General features: G+C 50.6%; 24 protein-coding genes. 8 read left to right on the forward strand and 16 right to left on the reverse strand.

Annotated features, from left to right (window positions below):
• Positions 1-84: 84 nt before the first annotated feature.
• From HU175_RS07085 to aat, 7 genes are all read right to left on the reverse strand, one after another.
• A complete protein-coding gene (locus HU175_RS07085; RefSeq protein WP_176565920.1) occupies positions 85-381 on the reverse strand; it encodes a hypothetical protein in 297 nt (98 codons plus the stop codon).
• Positions 368-1,321, reverse strand: coding sequence for a hypothetical protein (locus tag HU175_RS07090; RefSeq protein WP_176565921.1), 954 nt, complete (start codon positions 1,319-1,321; stop codon positions 368-370). Before HU175_RS07090 ends, HU175_RS07085 begins: the two co-directional genes overlap by 14 nt.
• 280 nt (positions 1,322-1,601) lie before the next feature.
• The gene (locus tag HU175_RS07095; protein WP_176565922.1) at positions 1,602-2,852 is read right to left on the reverse strand and encodes a glutamate-5-semialdehyde dehydrogenase; all 1,251 of its coding nucleotides are present in this window, start codon (positions 2,850-2,852) and stop codon (positions 1,602-1,604) included.
• A complete protein-coding gene (locus HU175_RS07100; protein ID WP_176565923.1) occupies positions 2,852-3,211 on the reverse strand; it encodes a DUF6516 family protein in 360 nt (119 codons plus the stop codon). Before HU175_RS07100 ends, HU175_RS07095 begins: the two co-directional genes overlap by 1 nt.
• Positions 3,212-3,232: 21 nt before the next feature.
• Positions 3,233-3,502 (reverse strand): hypothetical protein, encoded by a 270-nt coding sequence (locus HU175_RS07105; protein WP_176565924.1) that lies wholly within the window; start codon positions 3,500-3,502, stop codon positions 3,233-3,235.
• 45 nt (positions 3,503-3,547) lie between these two features.
• Positions 3,548-4,582: a glutamate 5-kinase gene (proB, locus tag HU175_RS07110; RefSeq protein WP_176565925.1), complete on the reverse strand. Its 1,035-nt coding sequence runs from the start codon at positions 4,580-4,582 to the stop codon at positions 3,548-3,550.
• Between the two features lie 36 nt (positions 4,583-4,618).
• Positions 4,619-5,218: a leucyl/phenylalanyl-tRNA--protein transferase gene (gene aat / locus HU175_RS07115; RefSeq protein ID WP_176565926.1), complete on the reverse strand. Its 600-nt coding sequence runs from the start codon at positions 5,216-5,218 to the stop codon at positions 4,619-4,621.
• A 242-nt stretch (positions 5,219-5,460) separates the two neighbouring features.
• On the opposite strand from aat, the gene HU175_RS07120 reads away from it, so the two are divergent.
• Together HU175_RS07120 and HU175_RS07125 are read left to right on the forward strand one after the other, a co-directional pair.
• Positions 5,461-6,078, forward strand: a complete 618-nt coding sequence (locus HU175_RS07120) for a hypothetical protein (protein ID WP_176565927.1) — start codon at positions 5,461-5,463, stop codon at positions 6,076-6,078.
• Positions 6,079-6,199: 121 nt separating this feature from the next.
• A complete protein-coding gene (locus HU175_RS07125; protein WP_176565928.1) occupies positions 6,200-7,237 on the forward strand; it encodes a PmoA family protein in 1,038 nt (345 codons plus the stop codon).
• Between the two features lie 81 nt (positions 7,238-7,318).
• Here HU175_RS07125 and HU175_RS07130 read toward each other — a convergent pair whose 3' ends face one another.
• Positions 7,319-7,714 carry a hypothetical protein gene (locus HU175_RS07130; RefSeq protein WP_176565929.1) on the reverse strand — a complete coding sequence of 132 codons (396 nt, stop codon included), beginning with the start codon at positions 7,712-7,714 and terminating at the stop codon, positions 7,319-7,321.
• A 302-nt stretch (positions 7,715-8,016) separates the two neighbouring features.
• On the opposite strand from HU175_RS07130, the gene HU175_RS07135 reads away from it, so the two are divergent.
• Entirely contained in the window at positions 8,017-8,709 is a 693-nt protein-coding gene (locus HU175_RS07135; RefSeq protein ID WP_176565930.1) for a type 1 glutamine amidotransferase domain-containing protein, read from the forward strand.
• 41 nt (positions 8,710-8,750) lie between these two features.
• On the opposite strand, the gene rfbC is transcribed toward HU175_RS07135, so the two are convergent.
• Positions 8,751-9,296 (reverse strand): dTDP-4-dehydrorhamnose 3,5-epimerase, encoded by a 546-nt coding sequence (rfbC, locus tag HU175_RS07140; protein ID WP_176565931.1) that lies wholly within the window; start codon positions 9,294-9,296, stop codon positions 8,751-8,753.
• A 127-nt stretch (positions 9,297-9,423) separates the two neighbouring features.
• Between rfbC and pyrF the strand changes: the two genes are divergently transcribed.
• Together pyrF and HU175_RS07150 are read left to right on the forward strand one after the other, a co-directional pair.
• A complete protein-coding gene (gene pyrF, locus HU175_RS07145; protein ID WP_176565932.1) occupies positions 9,424-10,251 on the forward strand; it encodes an orotidine-5'-phosphate decarboxylase in 828 nt (275 codons plus the stop codon).
• Positions 10,252-10,428: 177 nt separating this feature from the next.
• Positions 10,429-11,718, forward strand: a complete 1,290-nt coding sequence (locus tag HU175_RS07150; protein WP_176565933.1) for a DUF2851 family protein — start codon at positions 10,429-10,431, stop codon at positions 11,716-11,718.
• A 97-nt stretch (positions 11,719-11,815) separates the two neighbouring features.
• Here HU175_RS07150 and HU175_RS07155 read toward each other — a convergent pair whose 3' ends face one another.
• From HU175_RS07155 to HU175_RS07180, 6 genes are all read right to left on the reverse strand, one after another.
• Positions 11,816-13,156: a Gfo/Idh/MocA family protein gene (locus HU175_RS07155; protein ID WP_176565934.1), complete on the reverse strand. Its 1,341-nt coding sequence runs from the start codon at positions 13,154-13,156 to the stop codon at positions 11,816-11,818.
• A gap of 43 nt (positions 13,157-13,199) precedes the next feature.
• On the reverse strand, positions 13,200-13,943 hold the full coding sequence (locus tag HU175_RS07160; protein WP_176565935.1) for a DUF1080 domain-containing protein: 744 nt from the start codon (positions 13,941-13,943) through the stop codon (positions 13,200-13,202).
• Positions 13,944-13,969: 26 nt separating this feature from the next.
• Positions 13,970-14,905, reverse strand: coding sequence for a sugar phosphate isomerase/epimerase family protein (locus HU175_RS07165; RefSeq protein WP_176565936.1), 936 nt, complete (start codon positions 14,903-14,905; stop codon positions 13,970-13,972).
• Between the two features lie 167 nt (positions 14,906-15,072).
• Positions 15,073-16,788, reverse strand: coding sequence for a RagB/SusD family nutrient uptake outer membrane protein (locus HU175_RS07170; protein WP_176565937.1), 1,716 nt, complete (start codon positions 16,786-16,788; stop codon positions 15,073-15,075).
• 55 nt (positions 16,789-16,843) lie between these two features.
• The gene (locus HU175_RS07175) at positions 16,844-19,885 is read right to left on the reverse strand and encodes a SusC/RagA family TonB-linked outer membrane protein (RefSeq protein WP_176565938.1); all 3,042 of its coding nucleotides are present in this window, start codon (positions 19,883-19,885) and stop codon (positions 16,844-16,846) included.
• A gap of 35 nt (positions 19,886-19,920) precedes the next feature.
• Positions 19,921-20,715, reverse strand: a complete 795-nt coding sequence (locus HU175_RS07180; RefSeq protein WP_176565939.1) for a FecR family protein — start codon at positions 20,713-20,715, stop codon at positions 19,921-19,923.
• A gap of 373 nt (positions 20,716-21,088) precedes the next feature.
• On the opposite strand from HU175_RS07180, the gene HU175_RS07185 reads away from it, so the two are divergent.
• Positions 21,089-21,892, forward strand: coding sequence for a hypothetical protein (locus HU175_RS07185; RefSeq protein WP_228724353.1), 804 nt, complete (start codon positions 21,089-21,091; stop codon positions 21,890-21,892).
• Positions 21,893-21,952: 60 nt separating this feature from the next.
• Here HU175_RS07185 and HU175_RS07190 read toward each other — a convergent pair whose 3' ends face one another.
• Positions 21,953-22,384, reverse strand: coding sequence for an OsmC family protein (locus HU175_RS07190; protein WP_176565940.1), 432 nt, complete (start codon positions 22,382-22,384; stop codon positions 21,953-21,955).
• 192 nt (positions 22,385-22,576) lie between these two features.
• Here HU175_RS07190 and HU175_RS07195 point away from each other — a divergent pair, with 192 nt between their 5' ends.
• Positions 22,577-23,368 (forward strand): hypothetical protein, encoded by a 792-nt coding sequence (locus HU175_RS07195; RefSeq protein ID WP_176565941.1) that lies wholly within the window; start codon positions 22,577-22,579, stop codon positions 23,366-23,368.
• A 114-nt stretch (positions 23,369-23,482) separates the two neighbouring features.
• A complete protein-coding gene (gene lipA, locus HU175_RS07200) occupies positions 23,483-24,376 on the forward strand; it encodes a lipoyl synthase (RefSeq protein WP_176565942.1) in 894 nt (297 codons plus the stop codon).
• Positions 24,377-24,383 lie beyond the last annotated feature (7 nt).

The following is a 24,383-nucleotide window of genomic DNA, read 5'->3' on the forward strand; positions in this document are numbered from 1 at the left end:
AACGAATATACGTAGAAAAAGAATATAAGTATAGCCGTATATAATAGATGAAGCTAGCTACCTATCGCCGGATACATAATTTGCTTACTCATCCGCGTCAAGAAGCCCTTGCTCTCTCAATTTGGCAGTATAATCTTCTAATGACAACGGACAGTTTGCCAAATCCATGAAATCAGACTTTTCTAACTTACACTGTCTTTTCATCTGCCCAATTAACGAGTCGCCTAATTCCTTCTCGCCGTGACTTATTTTTGTATATAGCACGACCTTTCCATTATGACGAAACTCCAAATACTTATGGTCATCACTTCTGTTTAAAGAATCCGCGAAACCTTTCTTCTTCAAATTTTTGTATGTCAGTTTTGCATCAAGCGTGGGCATAGTCATCAACTTGTTTAACTAAGGCATTCAGGATTGTTTTTATGGACTGAAGCCGTCTTGTTAGTTCAACATCGGGCAGTGAGTTGTAACGATTGTAGATATACTCAAATTCCTGTGCGAAACTTTGTTCTGCTTCTTCTATTGTTGAGCCAGTCCCAACCAAATCAAGAATTTCACAGGTCATAACAAAGTAATCATCCTCTTTTTCGAGTAAGCACCGAAGTGGGCCAAACAGCTTATAAGCATGCGTAGCAGATATAATTATGTCAGGAGCAAGTGATAAAGAGGCTTGCTTGTCAGAATATTCTTCAACGGTTTTTGAATTGACTTTTTTATCGCCCCGATAAGTTGTAACTACCTTTTTAAAACTAACTTCCTGAACAGTTTCTAATTCTTTGTTTTCGATGACATGTACTACTAGCCGGTCACGAACCTCTTTTGCAAACGGTCGAATAGGATAAAGCGGGACGATACTATCCCTACCTTCCTTTTGTTTTATGTCAACAACGTTAACAGGTGAGCCACCAAAACTATTAACAAAATTGAACAAACCATCAACAACTTCACTACGCCGGTAAGCATCTGGATATAACTCTCTAACTTTCCCAAAATTTCCTTTTCCAGAAGCCTCAACTAATTCATCAAATTTTTCCCGAACTAATTCTCGTTGGTTGTCAATATTGCCATTTAGAGTCAATTGCCGGCGAGGGGTGAATGAAAATTGAGGAACGGCACTGCCGGACTTAAAGCCAGTAAGTTCTATTTTGAAATTATTTAAATCAATTGTAGAGCCTTCTGATACATTGACTTTGGCAAGCGTTTGAAGTAGCGTTTGAAGGTTTTTGGCTATTTCAACCAAATAATCAACCGGAAGAGAGTTGTATTTGCCAACTTCTCCGCTTACCTGTAGATTAATAGTTTCTTTATCTTGTTCGGGCATGTGAGGTTAACAAATATGGGTCATTATTTGTGGCCAAAAGTACAAAAATTAGGCCAGCTACTCATAAGGCTAAGCTCTTCGTACCCTGTTAGGGCGTTTCTGCTGTCGGCTAGAAGCTGCTTAATAGGGTACAATTATTTAATCGAGGAATTCGCCTTATTGCCGAAGCAGAGACCTTTCAAATCCTGTCTCTTGGGGGCAATTTCTTTGTTGCTGGAATACTGGTAAATTCACTTTTTGCACTTGTAAGTATACTTAATATTCGTGATTAGAACGTTACCTACCAGCGTACCTGCCCATCGCCGGTGACGATCCATTTTTCGGTCACCAGTTTTTCCAGCGCAAAGGGACCGCGTGCGTGGAGCTTCTGGGTGGAAATGCCGATCTCGGCACCCAGCCCAAAAACACCACCATCGGTAAAGCGAGTTGACGCATTAGCGTACACAGCCGCTGCATCTACTTCCTGCAAAAAGCGATCAATGAGAGGCTGATTTTGCGAAACGATCGCTTCGGAATGCTTCGATGAATAGGCCTGGATGTGCGACAGGGCTTCGTCGGGGTTGGTTACCACTTTCACCGCAATTTTATAATCCAGAAACTCACGGCCGAAATCTTCCGGACGAGCGTGCTGTAATTGCTCGTAACCAGCCTGCTGGAAAATACCGTACGCCGTTTCATCGGCAAATACATCGACGTTCCATTTCCGAAACTCATCGATCAGCATTGGCAGGAATTTTTCGGCGATGGCTTCATCCACCAGCGCGCAGTCCAGCGAGTTGCAGACCGACGGGCGGGATACCCGGCCGTTTACCACAATGGCCGCGGCTTTAGTCAGGTCAGCAGATGCTTCAATGTAGGCGTGGCACACGCCGGCTCCGGTTTCGATCGTCGGTACGAGTGAGTTTTTCCTCACAAACTGAATCAGTGACTCTGAGCCGCGCGGAATGATAATGTCCACGTAACGCGTAGCGGTCAATAGTTCGTTGACAACTGCACGGTCGGGGGGAAGCAGTGATACGGCTGCTTTGGGTACGCCAAACTCGGTCAATACGGACTGAATCAGATTAACCAGATACCGGTTTGAAAAGTCAGCTTCTTTCCCGCCCTTGAGCACACAGGCATTCCCCGACCGAAGGCAGAGTGAGGCAACGTCGACCGTTACGTTCGGGCGCGATTCGTAGATGACCCCCACAACGCCCAGCGGTACCGCGATTTTTTTGAGTTGTAACCCCTGCTCAATCGTTCGTTCGAAAATCACTTCGCCCGCCGGATCAGGCAGTACCGCTACGTCACGCAGGCTTTTGGCCAGGTCAGCAACACGCGCTTCTGTCAGTTTCAGCCGATCATACTTCGGATCATCAGCCGACATCCGGTCGAGATCTTTCTGATTCTCCGTTACAATCTCGCCGACGTGAGCCGTTAGTACGTCAGCCATTCGGTTGAGCAGGTCGGTTTTCTGCGCCGAGTTTAGTTGGCGTACCACAGCAGCCGCCTGTTGCGTAGCTTGGAGAAGAGGAGTGATTGGAGTCATTACTTTGTATTAGTTAGCTGTTCCTGAATATACCGGAGTACATCGGGTAGCGTAATGTCAAAACTTTCAGTTATTACTTCTGTTGCTTGTCGGTAGTCGTGTCGATGATTCGGGAAGGAAATCAACTGTGGAAAGTGCGGTGCATTATCCCAGCGAACCAACCATTGTTGGTCTGTTTTTTGCCAATGAAAAGCGTATTTTCTTGTAGTGCTGTCGGAATACTCTTTCGTATGCAGTACTGACCCGTCGATAAGTGTGATGCGAAGTTTAGCAAAAAATGTATCCTCCATATGGTCCAGCCGTAGCACGTCGTACTGGCTCACAAACGGGTGTGTATTCAACCAAACAAGGTATTCCATCTGGCAAGTGAGTGGTGATAGCTAGCCGATGTATTCAATGTTGCCTGCCTGGACGTCCCGAATTTTTTGTTCAGTCATGTGCAGAAATTCGTTGTCTGCTTTCCATTCAACATAATCATCCCATTCGTTAATTAACTCTTTTGGTGCCGATGCGACATACTTCTCGAACGCGTCAAAAGGCATGTCGTACTTACGCTCAAAAAGTCGAACGTTTTCTTGAAATCGATGCTTCTGCGCCAGATAGTCCAGCAGCATCCATTGTTGCACCGCCTGTTTCGTTACTTGCACCATAGTCGAATGCGTTAGCTAGCCAGACAAACGCCCAGCTAATTCGGGTTACAAAAGTACAATATCATTCGCATTCGCCACCTCAACGTTTTGATGGCTAAGCTGTTGTGCCAGCGTATTCGACGAGATCCGGACGCGGGCCACGGCAACCGCCGATTGTTGCTCGTCCAAAATTTCAATCATCTCGCCAGCCGCAAAGTCACCGATAACATTTTGGATTCCTACGGCCAGCAGGCTCCGGCGCTGTTGCAGGGCACGCACCGCCCCTGCATCAATCTGTATCTGTCCAACGGCCAAACTACCGCTTCCCAGCCAGCGATTGCGGGCCGATAGCGAACTGGGCTGCGCTAGAAACTCGGTACCAGTTTCGCCGTTCAGCGCCCGGCTAATGTTATCCGGTTCGTTCAAACCGAAAATTAGCACCCGAATACCCATGCGCGTAGCCAGCTTGGCAAAGGTTAGTTTAGAGGCCATGCCGCCCAGGCCCAGCGAGGATTTATCGGTGCGAACAACCCCAAAAATCTGCTCGTCGAACGCAGCAACCTGCCGAATAATCTGCCCGTTATTGTCCAGCAAGCCACCAACCGACGTGCACAGCATAAGCGCTTTGGCGCCGAAACCCACAGCCATCAGGGTGGCTAGTTCGTCGTTATCCGAAAACTTCAGCTCGCGGTTGCTGACCACGTCGTTCTCGTTGGCAATTGGAATAAGCCCATTATGCCACAGTTCTTCGTACGTTTGCTTCAATTGCAGAAACTGGTCCCGGCTAGCAAAATGATGGCGTTCGCACAGACTCTGCGCAATCGAGATGCCGTAAATCGCGAAGAACCGGGAATACTGATTGAGTAACAGTAAGTTGCCCACAGCCGCTGCGGCTTTTCGCTGCGTAATGTCACCCCGATAATCGCTGATCAACGCCTTCCCGGCACCAACGGCGCCAGAGGAAACCAGGACAATGTGGTAGTGGGCGTGCAGAGCGGCCACCTGCCGGGCAATGTCGACCATGACCGGCTCGTTGGGTTCGCCGGATGGCTTGGTGATCGAAGCTGTACCGAATTTGAGGACAAGAACAGGTTTTGTCATGGCCGCAAAGATAGAGCAATCCCCGTAAAGCCGGCTTTAATCAATAAGCGTAGTAGGCACGAAACGAGCTTCGTTGACCAGCGCGGCCTTGAGCTGCTTTAGGTAATCGGCCTTCGGAATCTCTATAGCGCCATACCGCCGGACGTTATCGTTGATGAATTGCGTATCAAGCAGGGTAAAGCGCTGCTTCCGAAGCTGCATAATCAGGTAGTGAAACGCCACCTTCGATGCGTTGCTGACCCGGTGAAACATGGATTCGCCAAAGAAAGCCGAACCCAGTGAAACGCCGTAAAGCCCCCCGACTAGTTCATTGTTTTGGTACGCTTCGACGCTGTGGGCCAACCCCATATGATGCAGTTCAGTGTAGGCCTCGATAATTTCTTCCGAAATCCAGACGCTGTCTTCATCGTTGCGGGGTTCTGAACAGTATCGCATCACCTGTGTAAAGGCCGTATTGAACCGTATTTCGAACTGATTCTGATTCAGGACTGGCCGAAGCGAACGGGCTGGCTGGTAGGTATCAAGCGGGATGATAGCGCGTGGATCGGGGGCGTACCAATACAAGGTTCCATCAGCGTCGGCCATCGGGAAAATCCCGTTAATATACCCGTAAATCAGGTCGTCGGCGGTAAGCATGAGCGAGTGTAAGTGAGAACCGAAGCTAAGCAAAGATATGGGTTTTGGTGAATACGTACCGAACCTGACCCAAAGGATTGCTTTATCCCGAGCAGAAGGTATGCCAATGCCCGTTAAACGAAACACTTTTTGCGTTGTCAAACGATTCGGTTAGCAAAACGGTTGTTCTGCCAGCAGAAGACGTATCTGAAAAATTAAACGACTACTGATACCGAAGACGTATCAATAAATTCGATTCACCTATGAAGAAAAGCTTGTTAGTACTTGTCCTGGCCCTGCCGCTGCTATTTAGCCAGTGCAGCATCAATAAACAGATCTCGCAGGCAAAAGCGCTGGGCGACTGTCGGTATTCTATTGCATCGGCCGACAGCGTGTTTCTGGCCGGCGTCGATATCCGGGAGTTTCGTAAACTGGAAGACATCAATCCCGCCCGGTATCCCCGTCTGGCCGCTGGTCTGCTAACCCGGAACGTACCGCTGGATGCCCGGATCAATCTCGATATTACGAATCCGACCAACAAACTGGCGGGAATTAACCAGCTGGAATACCGGATTCTGCTGGCCGGACAGGAGTTGTTTAACGGTTTCCTGAATCAGCGAATCGAAGTGCAGCCGGGGGGCGGCAAAACGCGGGTACCCGTTCGGCTGAATACTAATGCCTTCCAGTTACTGACTGATGCCAAAACCCGCGACGCCTTTACCCAACTGGTGCAGAACCTGTCGGGGTCGGCTAACACAAGCCCGTCCAAGCTGACGATTAAAATCAAACCAACCCTGGATCTGGCTGGTGGTCAGGTGAATTATCCCGGCTACATCACCATCGATCAGGACGTAACGAACAAGATCCTGCTCGGTAAGTAGTACCTGACCAGGGGTAACTTCTTCGTGAATACAGTAGCATTGTACATGCCCCGGCTTTTTACGATCGGGGCTTTTTTATGGCCCTACCGTCGATAATTCATGACCAACCTTAACTAGATTTATGCGCCAACTGCTCTCTTGCCTGTTTCTTCTCCTGACTGCAACGCTGACCCGGGCGCAGCAAATCCAGCTAGCTCACGATGAAGCCGGAAAGCAAGTTTCCGTGACGGTGGATGGTAAGCCTTTTACGGCGTATATCTACCCCGGCCCGACCGTTCTGAAAAAGCCGGTGCTGTACCCCATCGTTTCGGCGGGAGGAAATGCCATAACCCGAGGCTGGCCTATGGATCCGCGGCCCGGTGAGCGGGTTGATCATCCACACCACGTGGGCATGTGGTTCAACTACGGCGACGTAAACGGGCATGACTTCTGGAATAATTCCAACGAAGTTGGCCCCGAGCACAAAGGTCCCTTCGGTACGATTGTGCATACCGGCGTCAAGTCCATGAAAAGCGGCAAAGGCAAGGCCGAACTGGTTGTAACGGCCGACTGGCTGGATAAGGACAACAAACCGATGTTGCAGGAAACGACCACCTATACGTTCCGGACTGAGGGGAATAAACGGACAATCGAGCGGGCTGCGGTTCTGAAAGCGCTGGCCAACGACGTTACGTTCAAAGACAATAAAGAAGGCATGATTGCCCTGCGGCTAGCCCGGCAACTGGAGCATCCGTCGACAAAACCCGAAGTGTTTACCGACGCACAGGGCGTGGCTACGAAGGTACCAACGCTGGACAACACGGGTATCACAGGCATGTATCACAGCAGCGAAGGCGTCGAAGGCGATGCTGTTTGGGGAACCCGCGCCCGCTGGGTCAACCTGACCGGCACAATTAACGGCGAACCGCTGGCCGTTACGTTACTGGACCATCCGAAGAACATAGGGTATCCAACGTACTGGCACGCGCGTGGGTATGGGTTGTTTGCAGCCAATCCGATGGCTCCATCGGTCTTCAGTAATGGGAAAGAAATGCCCATGAACTACAAGCTTCCCGCCGGGCAGTCGGTCACGTTCCGGTACCAACTCATTGTTCAGTCGGGTGAGTCGCCCAAACAGGCGCTCAATGAGCAGGCAGAACGATTCTCGCAGTTGCGGTGAGAATTGTCCAAAACAAAGAACGGGTTTTCTGGATGATTTTATGATTCTCCAGAAAACCCGTTTATGCTGAGTAAGTGAGTACTAGTTTAAATGGACCAGTGCGGAGCGGTACACCCGTCCATCGAGCGAGTCGACCCAGGTCCGTAACGTATCGTTCTCATAGGCCGCCCGCGTCATTTCCGCATCGATCTGCCGGAGCAGGAAAAATAACTGATGAACGTGCAGCCACTGGCGGTGTAGCTGGGTCTGGCTTTCGGTAGCAGGATCGTACTGACGAATCTCTTTGGTTAGCTGACGAAGGCTCATTTTAAGGTGGTAGCGCAACATGATCAGCCGGCTGGCCATTTCCAGCTCGGCTGGATTGCGCTCCATGTGCGTGATTCCCTTAGCGAGAATATTGTTACGTTGCTGGAGCTGATCTGACACAATGTACCAGGCGTGCTCGGCCCGAAGCGATTCATACGTGGCAATTTTCATGACGATTAGTACATAACGGTTTATAACAAATATACCTTTTCTGCCAATGATTCTAGTGATAGAGATAAATTTCTGTTAAATTTTAATCTGAGTTTGCAGGGTATTGCCAATACTTTTTCTGTTGATAAAAAATATACCGGTAAGCTTTTTAAGCCTTCAGTCGGTCTTGCTGCTCAAGACCGATGAGTTGACAGTTGAAAAAATACGGTTGAATACCGAATATTGAGTGACTGAACATCAGTTGTTCGGAAGCTGGCCGGTCCTTGTCTGGTAGGCTATCACCAACGTTATTGCTTTGCCGTATGGATCCCATTTATCGCTCGCTTATCGTCTGTACCAGCCACGCCGATTTTCCGGGAAGATCGCAGAAGACCGGTTTATGGCTGAGCGAAGCAACGCATTTCTACGATGAACTGTCAAGCCGTAATCTGCCCTACGACATTGCGAGTCCGAAAGGTGGAGCGGTTCCTATCGACGAGAAGAGTTTCGACCGGCGCGATACAACCAACGAAAAATGGTACCATAACCCGGCGTTCCGGCAGAAACTGGAGCAATCGACACCGCTGAGCGACGTCGATCCATCAGCCTATCAAATTGTCTTTTTCTCAGGTGGTCACGGCGCGCTATGGGATTTTCCGGACAACCCGGATGTGCACCGAATTGCGCGTTACGTTTACGAAAATGGAGGCATGATAGCAGCCGTGGGACACGGAGTCTGCGGTCTGGTGAACGTAACGTTATCGGACGGAACGCCATTAATTGGCAACCGTCAGCTGACTGGATTCTCGAATATGGAAGAAAAACTGCTCCGAGTCGCAGAAGAGATCCCGTTTCTGCTGGAAGATGCGCTGAAAGGAAAGAATGCGCTATACAGCAAAGGGTTGCTGCCGTTCGTTACGTATATTGAAATGGACGAACGCCTGGTGACAGGTCAGAACCCATTGTCAGCCCGAAAGGTAGGCCGGAAAGTACTGGAGGAGATGTACGAAAAATAAATCGGCAGAACCTTCCTGGATTCTGCCGACGTCAGAGAGAACTAGACTGCTACGTCCGGGAAAACTTCGCGGAGAAACTTCAGTTCCTGATCTTTCTCCGAAACAATCGGGTCGTTGATGCCCCAGTCGATATTCAGGTCGGGATCGTCCCAGCGGATGCCGGACTCCGACGCTTTGTTATACACGTTTGTGCATTTATAGCTGAAAATGCTGTCCTGCAAGGCTACGAAACCATGCGCAAAGCCTTCTGGAATATAAGCCATGTTCGCAATCGACGCATCCAGCAGAAACGTCTCGTATTGCCCGAAGGTAGGTGAGTCGGGCCGAACGTCGACGGCGATATCGAGTACCTGACCCGTAATGACCCGCACCAGTTTTCCCTGCGCAAACGGCTCGTGCTGCATATGCAGGCCCCGTAGTACGCCTTTTACGGAAAATGACTGGTTGTCCTGAACAAAATCCATTGGCAGGCCCAGCGAGGTGAAAAGGGGTTTGTTATACGACTCAAAGAAATAGCCGCGCTCATCTTCGAACAGGCGTGGAATCAGCTCAACGAGGCCCTCAATGGAGGTTTTACGAACTTGCATAAACGGAAATAGATTTTACTGCGTGTAGCCGGAGTTTGCCGGCAAATTTACGAAAGCGGAACTGGAGTTCGTAACTTTGGGGCCAGCCTATTTACCCATCCTTACTAAATGGGCTTTATTTTCTGGCATGACATACAACGAATTAGCCGATCAGATTTTCCGAAAGCAGTCCTATCTCTGCGTTGGTCTGGACACCGATCTTCGTAAAATCCCCCCGCATCTTCTCGGTGAAACAGATCCGGTTTTTGCTTTCAATAAAGCCATTATTGACGCGACTGCCGATCTGGCGGTAGCCTACAAACCTAACATTGCTTTTTACGAAGCGATGGGGCCGCGTGGTTGGGAGAGCCTTCAGAAAACGCTGGATTATATTCCTAAGGATTGCTTCACAATTGCCGACGCCAAACGGGGTGATATTGGTAACACCTCGGGCTTGTATGCCCGTACCTTTTTCGAACCCGACGCAGCCGGGCTGAACTTTGATTCAGTTACGGTGGCACCTTATATGGGCCGCGACTCCGTAATACCGTTTCTGGATTACCCTGGAAAATGGGTGATCTTGCTGGCCCTGACGTCCAATCCCGGCAGTGCTGATTTTCAGCGACAACCCACCGATGAACAGGAGTTATACGAGGTTGTCATGCAAACGGCGCAGACCTGGGCCAGCCCAGAGCAGCTTATGTTTGTGGTAGGCGCTACGCAGGCCGCTGAAATTGCTCACATCCGCGAAATTACGTCCACCAATTTCTTGCTTGTACCGGGCGTTGGTGCCCAGGGGGGGAGTCTGGCCGAGGTCTCCAAGAACGGACTTACATCCGATGGTGGCCTTTTGATTAATGCATCCCGCAGTATTCTGTACGCGTCGAACGGAACGGACTTCGCCGAAAAAGCCCGCGCTGAAGCACAGGCGCTGCAAACCGAAATGGCTGGCTACCTCGCTGCCTTGACGCGATAATTGTATTGATAGGATTACAGGATTTTCAGGATATAATAAATCTTGGAAATCCTGTTGACCCCCATTTATCCTACCGCAAAGTTGACAATCAACTCTTTGTAAACTATTTTCTGTATGTTGGCACTTGACTCACGACGCGAAAAACTTCCTTAATGGAATTCTATTCTCTCTGCCGTCGTGACCGAGGCTTTTCTCTACTTTCTCTGGCAATACCAGTATTTTGATAGAATACATCTGACAACTACCGATGGTGAATCGGTGCAGATCGTACATCCTGGTTTTCGAAACCACGAAGCAGGACCAGATTTTTTCAACGCGCGCTTATTGATAAATGACGTGGACTGGGGCGGCACCGTCGAGATGCACCTGAAAACATCCGACTGGCTGGCCCACCGGCATCAGCAGGATAAAGCGTATGACAATGTCATTCTGCACGTTGTCTGGCAGGATGATCAGGTGAGCAGCGGCAAACGCATAAACCGCACCAATGGAACGCCCATTCCTACGCTGGAACTTCATGCCCGCACCACGGCCGATTTACTGAGCCGCTATGCTACGTTGAGCGAATCGCGGGAGTCAATCCCCTGCGCCGGACAGTTCAGAACCGTGCAGCCGCTTCGTATTACGTCCATGCTGGACAAAGCCATGTTACAGCGGTTGGAACGAAAAGCGGCTGGTGTACAGGTTATTGTCGAGCAGACAAATGGTGACTGGGAGGAAGTGGCCTATCGACTGCTGGCGATAAATATGGGCTTTAGAATCAATGCCGTTCCAATGGAACAACTCGCCCGGACGGTCCCGCTCAAAGCCTTACTTAAACACCGGGACGTAATGGCGCAGGTCGAGGCCATGCTGTATGGAACGGCCGGTTTACTAGAGACGGACACCACAGACGACTACGTTCGGATTCTGCAGCGAGAGTATCGGTTTCTGGCTGCCAAGTATCAACTAAGCGACAAAGAAGTGGCGGCTCACGCCTGGAAATGGGGACGACTGCGTCCTGCGAATTTTCCAACGCTTCGGCTGGCGCAGTTTGCCCGGCTGGTTACGCAGCACGCCAGTTTATTCTCACTCTTTGTTGGTACGACAGATGCAGACTTATTGCTGAAAGGATTGCAGATAACACCGTCCGCTTACTGGCAGACGCATTACCGATTTGGAAAGTCAGCGCAGAAAACAGTTTCGTCGCTGGGTGAAACGTCGGCCGTGACTATCATAATCAATACGGTTGTCCCCCTGCTGGCGGCCTACGCCCATCACCGGGGGCAACCGGCTTACATCGACCGGGCCATTTCCTTACTGGAACAACTTCCCGCCGAAAAAAACCATCTGACCGATGCCTGGAGTGCTTTGGGACTTGGCATCAAAACGGCCTTCGACTCGCAGGCTGCTATTGAACTCCATAATGAGTTCTGCGCCCACAAAAAATGCCTCAACTGCCAGATTGGGGTGGGGCTGTTGAGATAGAAGAGAACGCTAAAACGAAACAAGGAGAAAGGAACAGATGGACCTTCACGTGAGCCCCTTCCTAATCCTTTCTCCTTGTTCCGTTTATACCTTGTTCCTAACTTACCACCACATCCTGTTTCGTTGAATCCCAAGTCACGCGTTTGCCGGTGTGCAGGGCCATCGTCGCCATGATGTTAGCGACGGAATGGTTGAAGCCGACACGAGCGGGCGCGTTAGGTTCTTTGCGGCTACGTACGCAACTCATCCAGTTCAGCATGTGCAGTGACGTCATCGGATCGGCACCGGTATTGGCGCTGGTTTCTTGTTTCGGACCACTGGCCAGCGACATTTCCGGTAAGAGATTCGCTTTCATGTCCATTTCCTGAGCAAATCTGGCAGTCAGGCCGCCCTCTGGAGTGATCTTGTTGGTGTCCAGGTTGATCATGCCGCCATTTGAGTAATAATACTCTTTGGTGCCGCCTGCTTCGTTGTGCATTCTGGACGAATAAAGCACCTGAAATCCTTTGTTTTTATCGTTGTCCGGGCCGTAATCAAATACGGCAGTGAACGTATCAGGGTTGACGCGGCCGTCTTTCCAGACATACACACCGCCGTTTGCCACAACACTGCGGGGATGATCCAGTCCGCTGAACCAGTGAACCGTGTCGATCTGGTGTGACATCCACTGACCGGGGATGCCCGATGAGTAAGGATAAAAAAGCCGGTACTCTAAATATTTGCGTGGGTCCCAGTCTGTCTTTGGACGGTTGAGCTGGTAGCGCGTCCAGTCGGTATCTTCCTGACGTATTTCAGCGACGAGTTTAGGACGGCGCCAGCGACCAGGCTGGTTAACGTTCCAGGTCATTTCGACCATAGAGATGTCCCCGAATTTGCCAGACCGAATGAAATCGTTGGCCGCGTGGTAGTTTGGGGCCGACCGGCGCTGTGAACCAACCTGTACGATACGTTTCGATTTCTCAACGGCTTTGACAGCTTTGCGAGCATCGTCAAGCGATTCTGCGAATGGCTTTTCAACGTATACGTCACGTCCCGATTCTACAGCATCGACGCAATGCAACGCGTGCTGAAAATCGGCGGTACTGATAATCACGGCGTCAACATCTTTGCGGTCGAGCAGTTCATCGTTATTACGTGCTTTGAAGAAGCTACTGTCGTTCCAGCCTTTGCCCTTCAGGTATGATTCGGCTTCGTCGCGACGACGGTTCCAGAGGTCAGATACGCCTACAAACGCGAAGTTCTGGTCTTTGGCGTGGTTCATAAACGACGGGGCCAGTGATTGCCGGAACCGATCGGAAAACCCAATGATACCTACCCGAACCCGGTCGTTGGAGCCAAGAATCCGGGCGTAACTGCTCGCCGAAAAGCCCATGCCCAGACCCGCCAGGCTAAAGCTGGCCGCAGCCGTTTTTTTAATGAAATCGCGACGATTTTCCATGAGAATAAGAAAGGAGTAGGGGAGTCAGTATAAGGAAATAGGGCTACAACGCCTTGATTTTGATATTGCGGTAATACACCCGGTCGCCGTGGTCCTGCAGGAGAATATGCCCTTTGGGTGCTTCACCGAATCGGCCATTGGTGTTGTAATCGGGCGCTTTGTATTTGCTCATGGCAACGTCTTCGCGGAAAGCATCGCTGCCCCGTTCGTACTCAACCACTTTTTTGCCGTTGAGCCAGTGTTCAACGTGTTTACCTTTCGACAACACGCGACCGGTATTCCACTCACCAATGGGGTTAGCTTTTTTTCCGCTTGCCGGAATCAGATCGTAGAGCGAACCAACTGTGCGGTTGCCGTTACGTCCCAGTTTTGCGTCGGGGTGTTTGTCGTCGTCCAGCACCTGAAATTCAAGGCCGAACGCCGATCCTTTGGGTTTAGGATAGTTCTCTACGACAAAATACTTCACGCCACTGTTCGCGCCTTCGGTTAGTTTGAAGTCGAACATCAGGTCGAAATCGCTGTATTCACCGTCGGTGACAATGTCGCCAAAACTCTGTGATTCTGATCCATCCGATTTCTGAATAGTCAGCATGCCGTTCTCGACCTCCCAGCCTTTCTGCGGGAAGGTTTCTTTGTAGGCACCCCGCCAGCCTTTGGTCGTTTTACCGTCGAAAAGCAGCTGCCAGCCTTCACTTTTTTCTTTGGCGGTCAGCGTGTTTGGTGTTTGCGGTTTTTCTGCAGCCAGCAAAATAGTTAATAAAAAGCCGCTAAGAAATAATGCTTTCATGGGTAGTTGAATAAAGAAATAGATGGCTATACGGCCACTTTGAGCGATTGAGTTAAATAGTCTTTATTGATTTTGGCGCACTCAGCGGGCGTCTTGCTGTCTTCCGGCACCCGGTCCAGTTCAATGATGCCCCAGCCTTTGAAATTAATGTCATCCAGCGCTTTGACTACGGCGGCTACATCGACATTACCCCGGCCCAATTCAACAAATTTATATGCTTTCGGATCATTCGGTTTATCGGGCAGGGGTGACATAGTGTCTTTCAGGTGCAGCGCGTAGAGCATGTCTTTGTACTGCTTTACGGCTTTTGCCGGATCGCCACCACCCTGTTTATAGTGGGCAATGTCGAGCAGAAGTTTGACGTATTTCGGGTTCATGGCCTGCACAATTACATCCACCTCTTCGGGCGTTTCGCCGAGCTGATGCATGTGGTTATGATACGTAGCCTGAATACCCATGTCTGCGGTCTGCCTGCCAATCTCGTTCATGACCGTAGCTAAACGTTTCAGCTCCTCGGTTGTAGGCTGACGATCTTTTGGGCGAGCTGAGTTCGTCAACTGAATAGCCGAGCCGCCCAGCGCCTTCACAAAGCTGGCGTGCGCTACGTGCATGTCGATGGTGCTTTGTTCCTTGGCTGGGTCGATTTCGACGTTACCGCTCGAGAACATCGCTAACTTTAGCTTGTGCTGATCAAGCAGCGCCTTTAATTCGGATGGTTTAGCTTTATATGGCCCGAACGTATTGGCCCGAATCTGAATGCCTTTGTAGCCCAGCGATGCCAGATCGGCAATGGCCTGCGCATCGTTACCATTCCAGGTAATGGATGAATAGGCAATCTTGAGGCCCGCTGCTTTTTGTCGTTGGGTGGACTGCGCAAACAGCTGATTCGCTCCGACTGACAAGGCCAGCGTTGATAGACCAGCTGTGGTAAGAAACTGTCGTCTGTTGACGGGCTCGTTCATAAGGTAGATAACTAGTCAGTAGACGGCGCGCGTAGTACTGAGCGTGAAAGGTTGGTCGACAGGACAAGAAGACACTCAAAAGGCGCTTCTACTTATTCACCTGTAAAATTCACAAGGCTCTTTCCCAGCCTGTTGTCGGAAAAGAGCCTTGCGATAAGTCAACGAAATTAATAACCTGGGTTTTGCGGGTAAGCGGTAGGGCCACCGGCTGTGCGGTCGATCTGATCCTGTGGGATTGGTCGCAGAACATGGAAATCTTTGATGTTCGGCGCGCCGTCAGGGTTGTAAGCCTTTACCCGCTCTATGAGGATACCCCAGCGTTTAAGGTCAAACCAGCGATGCATTTCACCGGCCATTTCGCGTTCCCGCTCTTCCATAATGAACTCCATAGTGGCTTGTGCGGCTGTGATCTCCATTGCTGTTGTTTTGCCCGGCCAGGCGGCCCGGCGTCGAACGGCATTGATAAACGGTACTGCATCAGCGGCTTTACCCTGTTTAATCAGCGCTTCGGCTGCAATTAGATACGTTTCGGCTAGACGGAACATAATAAAGTCGCGGCTGCCTGGCTCATAACTGACGTTGGGCCGTAATGGATCAAGGAACTTCTGCAGCGTTGGGAACAGGTTCGGCCGGTATAAGCTGGGTACCAGTACCTGATACCGGCGTTTGGCCCGATCGGCCACTGACATTTCGTAACCCGGAATGAAGATCGCCGTATCGCCAGCCGTGAACTTCAAAGAAGTTTTCGAATTGTCGAAGATAGGAGTCGTCTTACTAGGGTTGTTTGATAGCCACGTATCCTTGAACGTCTTTTTATACCGTGAATCATTATCCCGGTCTTTCTGAGCAAAAACGACGTTCAGCATGTAATCCGTTGGGCGGAACCGTTTGAAAGGACGCCCATTGGCAATGTCACGCTGCATACCGGCCTGAACATCGTACTCCATTCCGAAATACAGGTGCGTCTGATTACCGTTAATCGTAACTGTGTTGGTCGTTGTGCTGTTGAATCCGTTACCTATGTCGGTCAGTGGTTCGGATGTATACTGCGTAGCAAAAATTACTTCGCTGTTGATTTCGCCCCCACCCTGCGCAAACACGCTCGCGAAATCGGGCAGAAGGCTGTAGGAGTAATTTTTTATCACGTTCTGGGCATATGTTCCCGCTTTCACAAAATCATCGGCAGCTGCGGCATCTTTGTCTGTTGCCTTAGTCAAGTAAACGCGGGCTAGCAGGTGTTCGGCAGCCCCTTTCGTCACACGGCCGTAGTCGGTTGTTGGCGGGGTCAGATCTGTCAGAGATGACTCCAGGTCTGAAACGATTTGCGCATAAATGTCCTTGATCGGTGCCCGGCTGTATTCCTTACTAGGAACGAGGTTGCCCTTGGTTAGCAGCGATACTGAACCGAACGTCTGCACCAGCAAAAAATAGTGGTGGGCACGCAGAAACTTCAACTCAGCAATCCGTCGCTTTTTGAGCGTCTCGTCAAGTCCCGTAATACTGGGTGCTGCCTCCAAACCGACGTTGATGGTATTGATAGCCCGGTACAAAGCGTTCCAGGTGTCGCGGGTTATGTCCAGTTGAGGGTTGATCTGCGAGGTATATTGATTGACGAACTTATAGGCCCCATCGGCGCCCATGGTATATGTATCCGTACCAAAGACGGTCAGCGTCATAGCCGACTCACGGCCGTAATACTCCCGGAGTGAGGCATAAGCGGCCTTAACAACGGCTTCAAAACCGGTGGCAGTGTTCGCATACTGACTGCTTACCTGCGAGACAGGTACCTCCTGCAATAGATCTTTACAACCCGTTGTGCTAAACAGAAGCGCACTGACGGCCAACATCGAACGGGAGAGGGGAAGAATAAGAGTTTTTTTCATAATTATATCGGTCTTGAACAAGCAAATCGATACGTCGATCGCCTGAATAGAGATGCTAGAATTTCAGGTTAATACCAAAAGTGGTCTGGCGAACAGCGGGCGATTGGTCGGCATTCACGTCACCATCGGTTTCGCTGTCAATACCTTTGTATTTGCTCCGGTAAGTTGAGAAAATGAACGGCTGCTGGACACTGGCAAAGAGACGTAATGAGCTGATTTTTAGCTTCTGCGTGAATTTGCTGGGGACGTTGTAGCCAAAATTGATATTCCGGATCTTCACGAACGTACCATCGAAATACAGGAGAGTTGAGCGATAAGGTGGGAACTCCTGGTTTTTGTTCGGCCGGGGAAATTCGTTGGTCGGATTGTTTGGAGTCCAGTAGTCAACGTCCAGACTGTTATACCGGCCCGCCAGCGTCAGGAAATCCTGATGGAAAATACTCCGGAACATATAGCCTACCCGGGCAAATACAAAGACCGACAGATCAAAACCTTTATACTCAAAACGGTTGGTAATACCAGCGCTCCATTTCGGTACCTGCGAGCCCAGAATAACCCGGTCAGCTGCGTCGATGCTGCCGTTGCCGTTCGTGTCCTGAATCTTGATCTGGCCCGGTGCACTCTGGTATTTCCGGGCTTCTTCGGCTTCGCTGGTCTGCCAGATACCAATCTTCTTGTAATCGAAATAGGCCGTCAGTGGCTGCCCAATGAAGCGGGAGTTTCCAACGTCGTCAACTTTACCATTGAAGAGCTCCAGAATCGATTCTCGGTTACGGGTAAACTGTAGATCGGTAGTCCAACGAAAGCCACTTTGTGCATCAATGTTGACGCCGGAGAGCGTGACTTCAAGCCCCTGGTTCCGGGTTTTGCCGACGTTACGTAGTACCCGGTCGAAGCCATTAGTACCTGGTAACTGGTCAAACAGCAGCAGATCGCGTGTATCGGCCTGATAGTATTCCAGCGTACCGGACAGACGGCCTTTGAACAGACTAAAATCAAGACCGATGTTAGCCGACGTAGTGGTTTCCCAGCGCAGGTCAGGATTGCTGATGGTAAACGGACGGTAGCCAAAAGCACCCAGGTTACCAAAGGCGTAGGTCGTACGAGCCAGCTGAGCCTGTGTCTGATAGGGGTCAATAGCCGTGCTGCCGATGGTACCGTAGCTGGCCCGCAGTTTTAATAGATCAACCCAGGTAGCGGATTTTATGAACGACTCATTACTGAGGTTCCAGCCGATAGCCGCCGATGGGAAAAAACCGTATTTGGTGTTTTCTCCGAAACGGGAGGAGCCGTCGTAGCGCCCCGTCAGCGTGAGTAAGTACTTGTCGTTATAATCGTAGTTGACGCGGGCCATATAGGAGTTCAATACCCACCGGCGTACATTACTGCCAACGCTGTTGATGAGCGAGGCCTGGCCCAGATTGTAGAACAACTGGGTTTCGGCGGGGACGCCCGTTACACTGATTTCATTGGTTTCGTAATCGTCTTTCTGCACTGAGTGCAAGGCCGTGAGATTCAGGTTGTGTACCTGTTTGAACGTTTTAACGTAAGTCAGAATATTCTCCAGTGTCCAGTTGAACTGGTATTCATTGAAGGAATAAGCAGTCGGATCGGCAAAACGGCGGGCGTTAGTAAGGCTACCCACAAATCGGCCAATTCGGCGATTACTCAGATCAGGGCCGAAGTTAACTCGGTATTTAAGGCCGTCAATGATGTTCCACTCGCCGTATATGCTATTGAAGATCCGCATCCGTTTAGTCAGGTCAACCTGGGCACCAGGCGTGATCTCTGCAATTGGATTTGTACGTAAGCCGTCGGCGGTTGGCAGGAAGATCAGATTACCGTTATCGTCGTAAGGTTTACCCAGCGGATTTTCGTTATAAGCTCCCCCCAGTGGGTTGAAGTTTTCCCCGTTTCGGAAGCTCATTACGCCCAATGTCGACGTACCTACCCGAATGTGTTTGTTGATCTGGTGGTCGAGGTTGACACGGAAGGTATAGCGCGTAAAGTCCTGGTTTTTGACGATACCAACATCCTTAAAATAGTTGCCTGACACGGCAAACTGCGTTTTTTCACTACCACCCTGTATGCCAATCTGATGACTCTGGATAGAACCCTGCCGAAGTAGGTACGACTGGTAATCCGTAGTGCGATTCTGGGCAATACCGTCCAGTTCGATTGGTTCAAAAAGTTGCGCATCGGTCGTGTATTCATTGACTGCTCGTCGTGACTCGCGTTTGTACTCGGCGAATTCAGGACCGTTGAATACATCAATCTGTCCCAGTCGATCTGACAGACCGTAATAGCCATCGTAGGACACTACTGATTTACCGGGCTTACCCCGTTTGGTTGTAATAAGAACGACCCCGTTCGATCCCCGTGATCCGTAAATAGCGGTAGCTGAAGCATCTTTCAGGACTTCCATCGACGCAATATCGTTTGGGTTGATGTCGTCGATATTGCCTGCCTGCGGAATACCGTCGACAACGTAAAGCGGATCATTACTAGCGTTGATCGAGCGCCGTCCCCGGATTCGAACCGTAGGACCCGCTCCTGGCTTACTGCTGTTCTGCACTACATCGACCCCGGCCGCGCGTCCTTGCAGGGCCTGGCGGGCATTGGTAATAGGGAGCTCAGCGATCTCTTTGGCACCTACCGACGAAATAGCACCAGTCACCTGACTCTTTTTCTGCGTACCGTACCCAACGACAATAACTTCATTCAAGGTTTTGTCGTCAGCTATCAGCCGAATATCGATGGTAGACTGGTTACCAACTTCCATTTCCTGCGAAAGTGCGCCCACTGAGGAGAACACCAGAACGGTCTTCGCGTCAACAATTGGGATGCGATACCGCCCTTCGGCATCGGTGGTTGTACCGCGCGTACTACCTTTGATCGCTACGTTCACCCCCGGCAGCGGGCTGTTGTCTTCGGCTGATAAAACCCGCCCCGTGACAATACGTTCCTGAGCTTGGGTGATTGTAGAAGTGATTGGTAATGAAGAGCTAAGGCTTGGTTGGCTCAAAAGTGTGAGCGCAGTAAGCCCAAGCAGAGACAGCCAGGGCCGCCCCGGAGGATGGGTAATCGTGGAAAACATCGTCTGTAAAGATTAAGGTATAGGAATATATGAAATCAGGGTAATGCTTGAATAGAGCCATTGACCACGTCGACCGAGTCGCCGGGCATTAGCTGTCTCGTCTGCTGCTGGTCAAGTAACAGATTGACCCGGCCAGATCGTAGGCCGACTCGAACGCCTTGTGGCCGTTGCTGTACCTGAAAGGACGTACCCAGAGCCTCAATCGTCAGGCCATTGGTATGGACCCGGAACAGACGCGATGAGGACGTGTCAGACCGGTGAACAACCGAAAAGTCGGCTGTGCCTTCCAGCCAGACTGCTCTGGGTGAGTCGCCGTACCAGTTTGGCGCGTACTTCAGCAAGCTGTTGGCATACAGCGTCACCTTGGACTGGTCAGGTAGCTCCAGTTGACGAGTCTGCGCCGGACCGGTACTGACCATTCGAAGCGAGTCGCCATTGACGTACTGCATCCAGACGGCCCAGCTGATAAAACCAATGATACCAACTACGGCAGCTACTGTTCGGAAGAGGTACCACCAGCCTACTACCGTTCGCACGTCGGGTTGCAGCGGGCGAACATCTTCCATCGTTTCCAGTGAGACGCGAATGCGCCCCCAGACGGACGAGATTTCGTCAGGTTCTAACTCATCATCTGTCAGGCGTAGCCGACCCGCTTCCAGGATGATGGTTCGGGCGGTATCAATCGTGTCTGTACTGCCCGGGTTGTTCGTTAGCCAACTGTGCCAGAAAGCCGCTACCTCTTCGTCGTCGGGGTGTTGCACCCAGCGTACAAAGAGGTCGTCGAGGGCAAACTCCTCCGCGGTATAGACGGTGTAAGGCTTACGAAGCACGATTTAGTTTGTTAACTAGAGGGGAAAGAGAAGGGAGTAAGGGTTTCTACTTATTCAGTTTTGAGATTAAGAAGTCGCTCATATGTCACAAGGTGATGTGTATCTGCAACTTGAAGACCGATCAGAAGAAAAATTAATTGTATCAACACGAATTTAGATAAAACTCTAAAAAAAGTAACGCACGGTACGGGTATAACAGTACGCCCCCCTGACTTTGTTACGCTTCTTTTTGCTTTTACTGCTGCTAAAGGCTGTCATAAGTTGCATTTTATTGACAAAAGATGAGCCGCCTGAACCCTGTACGGGTCACTCAGGCGGTCTTTGTAACCATTGCGGTGGTTTCCTGTTATGTCATCACTACTAATGGATGACTATGGGCCAGCTCTGGCTAATCACTTTATTAACAATATGCCTGGCGAGTCAACGTGGACTGGCGCAGACGCGAGCGTCGGTTGAAAAACCAACGAAGATTCCCCGCAAGGGATTGATTGATACGACGGAGGTAGGCAGTCCGAGTTCGCTGACGTTTACAGCATCGACCGACCAGCGCTTCTTTTTTTTTAACGACACCAGGAACGAACGCGACCGACTGACACCTATTAGCGTATACGGAGTCCGGGCGGGTTTTCTGTTTCCGCCCCGGCACGAACGGGCAGGATTTAAGGGGGGACGCACGGCCAGTTTTAAGGCCGGTGTTGGCTTTTACTTTCTAAATCAGGACATCGATCAGCCGGGACTTCTGCCCAACACCCGTGCGTCGATCACTCGCCGGCTACGGTACGGGACGGTTTATTACGAACGCTATTTTCTGCGTCGGAAGTCGTTTGAAATCAGTATGCCGCTGGAGATCGGCTTCGGTACGTCGAAATATGAACGAAATGACGTCGAATCAAATGATTACATTCTGGCCCGTGGAAATTTTGTTCCGGTGGGAGTGGGTATAACAGCTGCCTATCAATTTCCATCGATCCGCTGGTTTACTCCCATACACTGGTTTGGCCTGAATATGCTGATCGGGTACCGCTATATTCTTAAGAAAGACATTCCCGAAAGTCAGATTAACTACAACGGATTTTATGTGTCGGTTGGCCCATCCTTCTTTCTCGAGAATATGACGGCTGATATAAAACGCTGGCGGAAGCGCCACCAGCAACGTAAGGCCAGGAAAGCAAACTAAAGCCGGATTATCTCCCTGATCCGACAGTTTGAAACCATCGGATCAGTAGAAACCAATATTTTATGCGCTAAGAACCGGAGCAGCCCATTTGATCTGTACAGCCTGTTCAAGATCAGGGTGGAGACTAATGGCCACTGGGCAGGTATGCGCAATTTTTTCCAGGTTCGCTCGTGCTTCGGCACTTGGCATCGGATCGGCACGTAACGTCAGGTTAACGTCAATTCGGACAATACGTCGGGGTGACTGACTGGACATGACCTTCGTTACGTCCATTTCACTGCCTTTGAGTTCAATACCATCGCGACGGGCAAAAATGGCCATCGTCGTCAGAATACAGGACCCCAGGGCGTTGGCGACCAGATCGGTCGGTGAAAAAGCTTCGCCCCGGCCCTGGTTGTCGGTTGGTGCATCCGTGTTAATGTGCGTGCCGGATTGGAGGTGCGTACAGTCGGTACGTAAGTCGCCCAGATAATCAATGTGAATCGTTGCCATAGCATGCAAACTGTTTGGAAACTGCTTATAAGTGAACGTGAAATTTGTCGTTTATAGAACAGAGCGCGAACCCAGGGTCAAGCGCCTGCCGTTAACCCAAACTTATGCATAATGGGTTGGTTACGCTAGTGGCCCGGATAACTTTGCTCGAATCAGTAAAACAAGTAATTTTAAGTCAGCAAATTAGACGAAATGCAAACGCTATACAGGTTATTGACCATTGCCTTGTGCAGTGGGCTGCTGGCAGGGCAGCAGGTTTACGGACAGCGAGTGACTGACGACGATGAGGATGACCGCTATCAGTCGATGACGACCTATGGAATTACGACCAACACAAACTCCGGCATTATTGGCGGGCTGGTGTTTCGGCAGGCCCGGCTGTTGAGTGGTACGTTGTTTGGACTTCCCCAGTACCGTTATATCAGCGTTGAACTTGTTAACGTAAAACATCCTAAAGAACTTCAGTCGTCGGTGAGTTCGGTAGGTTCCCGATTCATTGCTGGTAAAGAAAACTATCTGTTTGTGCTGCGTCCGCAGTACGGCCGCGAAGTGAAGCTATTTCAGCGGGGGGCCGACGAAGGGGTTGCCGTCAACGGAATTCTGGCGGCTGGTCCATCATTGGGAATCATCAAGCCATACTACCTTGAAGTTCAGTACGGCAACTCGTCGCGGACGGTGCCCGCGTCGCAGGTGAACGGCTTCGCTACGGCTACGGGCGAATCAGTTATCGGTGCCGGCGGCTTCTTTCAGGGGCTGGGACAATCGAAACTAACGGTTGGCCTGAACGTTAAAGCGGCCCTGAGTTTTGAACTGAGCGCTTTTCGGAACAACACAACGGGCGTAGAGATTGGGTTTCTGTCCGAAATATTTCCTCAGAAGGTCATTATCATTCCTAACACCGTAGCGGGCGGAAGCCGGTCTGACGGTAATCGCAGCTTCTTTACGTCGGGCTACATTACGTTGTTTTTTGGCAGCAAGAAATAAGATAAAGAAGGAGAAAAGGAAGTTGACTCTCCGCCTTTCTTCCTTTTCTCCTTCCTCCTTTCTGATGAACTTTACGCCCGAAAAACGAATTCTGTTGAAAAGGATCGAGGAGCCATGATTGAATTACCTGTAATACCCTCCGAACAACAACGTAACCGGGCGGGCGCCCCGAAACGTCCCGATTGGCTTCGCGTTAAATTGCCGATTGGCCCTGAATACGCTAAAGTTCGTAAGCTGGTCGACGAACATAAACTGCATACCATCTGCGAAAGCGGAAACTGCCCGAATATGGGTGAATGCTGGGGGGCTGGTACTGCCACGTTCATGATTCTGGGCAATGTCTGTACGCGGAGTTGTACGTTCTGTGCCGTAGCAACGGGCCGCCCGAACGAATATGACACCGACGAACCCCGGCGTGTGGCCGAAGCCATCTTGCTGATGAAGGTGAAACACGCCGTCATCACGTCGGTGAACCGGGATGAACTGAAAGACCGCGGAGCCGAGATCTGGTACCAGACGGTACGTTTGATCAAAGAAGCTTCGCCTACAACGACGATCGAAACCCTGATTCCTGATACGAAAGGCAACTGGCCAGCGCTTGAGCGAATGATCTCGGCCGGGCAGGAAGTCGTATCACATAATATGGAAACCGTGGGGCGTCTGTATCGCCGGGTTCGGCCGCAGGCGCGTTACGAACGGAGTCTGGAACAGATTCGCCGGACGAAAGAATATGGTCAACGGACTAAATCCGGTATCATGCTGGGACTGGGCGAAACCCACGACGAAGTATTCAAAGCGATGGATGACCTGGCGCAGAATGGCCTCGATGTGTTAACACTGGGTCAATACCTGCAGCCGACCAAGATGCACCACGAAGTAATCGAGTGGATTCATCCAGAGACGTTTGCCATGTACAAGGAAGAAGGTCTGCAACGCGGCCTGAAATACGTGGAGTCGGGACCGCTGGTTCGGTCGAGTTACCACGCCGAAAAACACGTTAACGTCTAGGTCTGGT

Source organism: Spirosoma sp. KUDC1026 (assembly GCF_013375035.1).
Classification (GTDB): Bacteria; Bacteroidota; Bacteroidia; order Cytophagales; family Spirosomataceae; genus Spirosoma.

What these genes read in the sequence shown, in the direction of transcription:
- HU175_RS07085 (WP_176565920.1), bottom strand. Translation starts at nt 381, where the DNA reads ATGCCCACGCTTGATGCAAAACTGACATACAAAAATTTGAAGAAGAAA.
- HU175_RS07090 (WP_176565921.1), bottom strand. Translation starts at nt 1,321, where the DNA reads ATGCCCGAACAAGATAAAGAAACTATTAATCTACAGGTAAGCGGAGAA.
- HU175_RS07095 (WP_176565922.1), bottom strand. Translation starts at nt 2,852, where the DNA reads ATGACTCCAATCACTCCTCTTCTCCAAGCTACGCAACAGGCGGCTGCT.
- HU175_RS07100 (WP_176565923.1), bottom strand. Translation starts at nt 3,211, where the DNA reads ATGGAATACCTTGTTTGGTTGAATACACACCCGTTTGTGAGCCAGTAC.
- HU175_RS07105 (WP_176565924.1), bottom strand. Translation starts at nt 3,502, where the DNA reads ATGGTGCAAGTAACGAAACAGGCGGTGCAACAATGGATGCTGCTGGAC.
- proB (WP_176565925.1), bottom strand. Translation starts at nt 4,582, where the DNA reads ATGACAAAACCTGTTCTTGTCCTCAAATTCGGTACAGCTTCGATCACC.
- aat (WP_176565926.1), bottom strand. Translation starts at nt 5,218, where the DNA reads ATGCTTACCGCCGACGACCTGATTTACGGGTATATTAACGGGATTTTC.
- HU175_RS07120 (WP_176565927.1), top strand. Translation starts at nt 5,461, where the DNA reads ATGAAGAAAAGCTTGTTAGTACTTGTCCTGGCCCTGCCGCTGCTATTT.
- HU175_RS07125 (WP_176565928.1), top strand. Translation starts at nt 6,200, where the DNA reads ATGCGCCAACTGCTCTCTTGCCTGTTTCTTCTCCTGACTGCAACGCTG.
- HU175_RS07130 (WP_176565929.1), bottom strand. Translation starts at nt 7,714, where the DNA reads ATGAAAATTGCCACGTATGAATCGCTTCGGGCCGAGCACGCCTGGTAC.
- HU175_RS07135 (WP_176565930.1), top strand. Translation starts at nt 8,017, where the DNA reads ATGGATCCCATTTATCGCTCGCTTATCGTCTGTACCAGCCACGCCGAT.
- rfbC (WP_176565931.1), bottom strand. Translation starts at nt 9,296, where the DNA reads ATGCAAGTTCGTAAAACCTCCATTGAGGGCCTCGTTGAGCTGATTCCA.
- pyrF (WP_176565932.1), top strand. Translation starts at nt 9,424, where the DNA reads ATGACATACAACGAATTAGCCGATCAGATTTTCCGAAAGCAGTCCTAT.
- HU175_RS07155 (WP_176565934.1), bottom strand. Translation starts at nt 13,156, where the DNA reads ATGGAAAATCGTCGCGATTTCATTAAAAAAACGGCTGCGGCCAGCTTT.
- HU175_RS07160 (WP_176565935.1), bottom strand. Translation starts at nt 13,943, where the DNA reads ATGAAAGCATTATTTCTTAGCGGCTTTTTATTAACTATTTTGCTGGCT.
- HU175_RS07165 (WP_176565936.1), bottom strand. Translation starts at nt 14,905, where the DNA reads ATGAACGAGCCCGTCAACAGACGACAGTTTCTTACCACAGCTGGTCTA.
- HU175_RS07170 (WP_176565937.1), bottom strand. Translation starts at nt 16,788, where the DNA reads ATGAAAAAAACTCTTATTCTTCCCCTCTCCCGTTCGATGTTGGCCGTC.
- HU175_RS07175 (WP_176565938.1), bottom strand. Translation starts at nt 19,885, where the DNA reads ATGTTTTCCACGATTACCCATCCTCCGGGGCGGCCCTGGCTGTCTCTG.
- HU175_RS07185 (WP_228724353.1), top strand. Translation starts at nt 21,089, where the DNA reads ATGGGCCAGCTCTGGCTAATCACTTTATTAACAATATGCCTGGCGAGT.
- HU175_RS07190 (WP_176565940.1), bottom strand. Translation starts at nt 22,384, where the DNA reads ATGGCAACGATTCACATTGATTATCTGGGCGACTTACGTACCGACTGT.
- HU175_RS07195 (WP_176565941.1), top strand. Translation starts at nt 22,577, where the DNA reads ATGCAAACGCTATACAGGTTATTGACCATTGCCTTGTGCAGTGGGCTG.
- lipA (WP_176565942.1), top strand. Translation starts at nt 23,483, where the DNA reads ATGATTGAATTACCTGTAATACCCTCCGAACAACAACGTAACCGGGCG.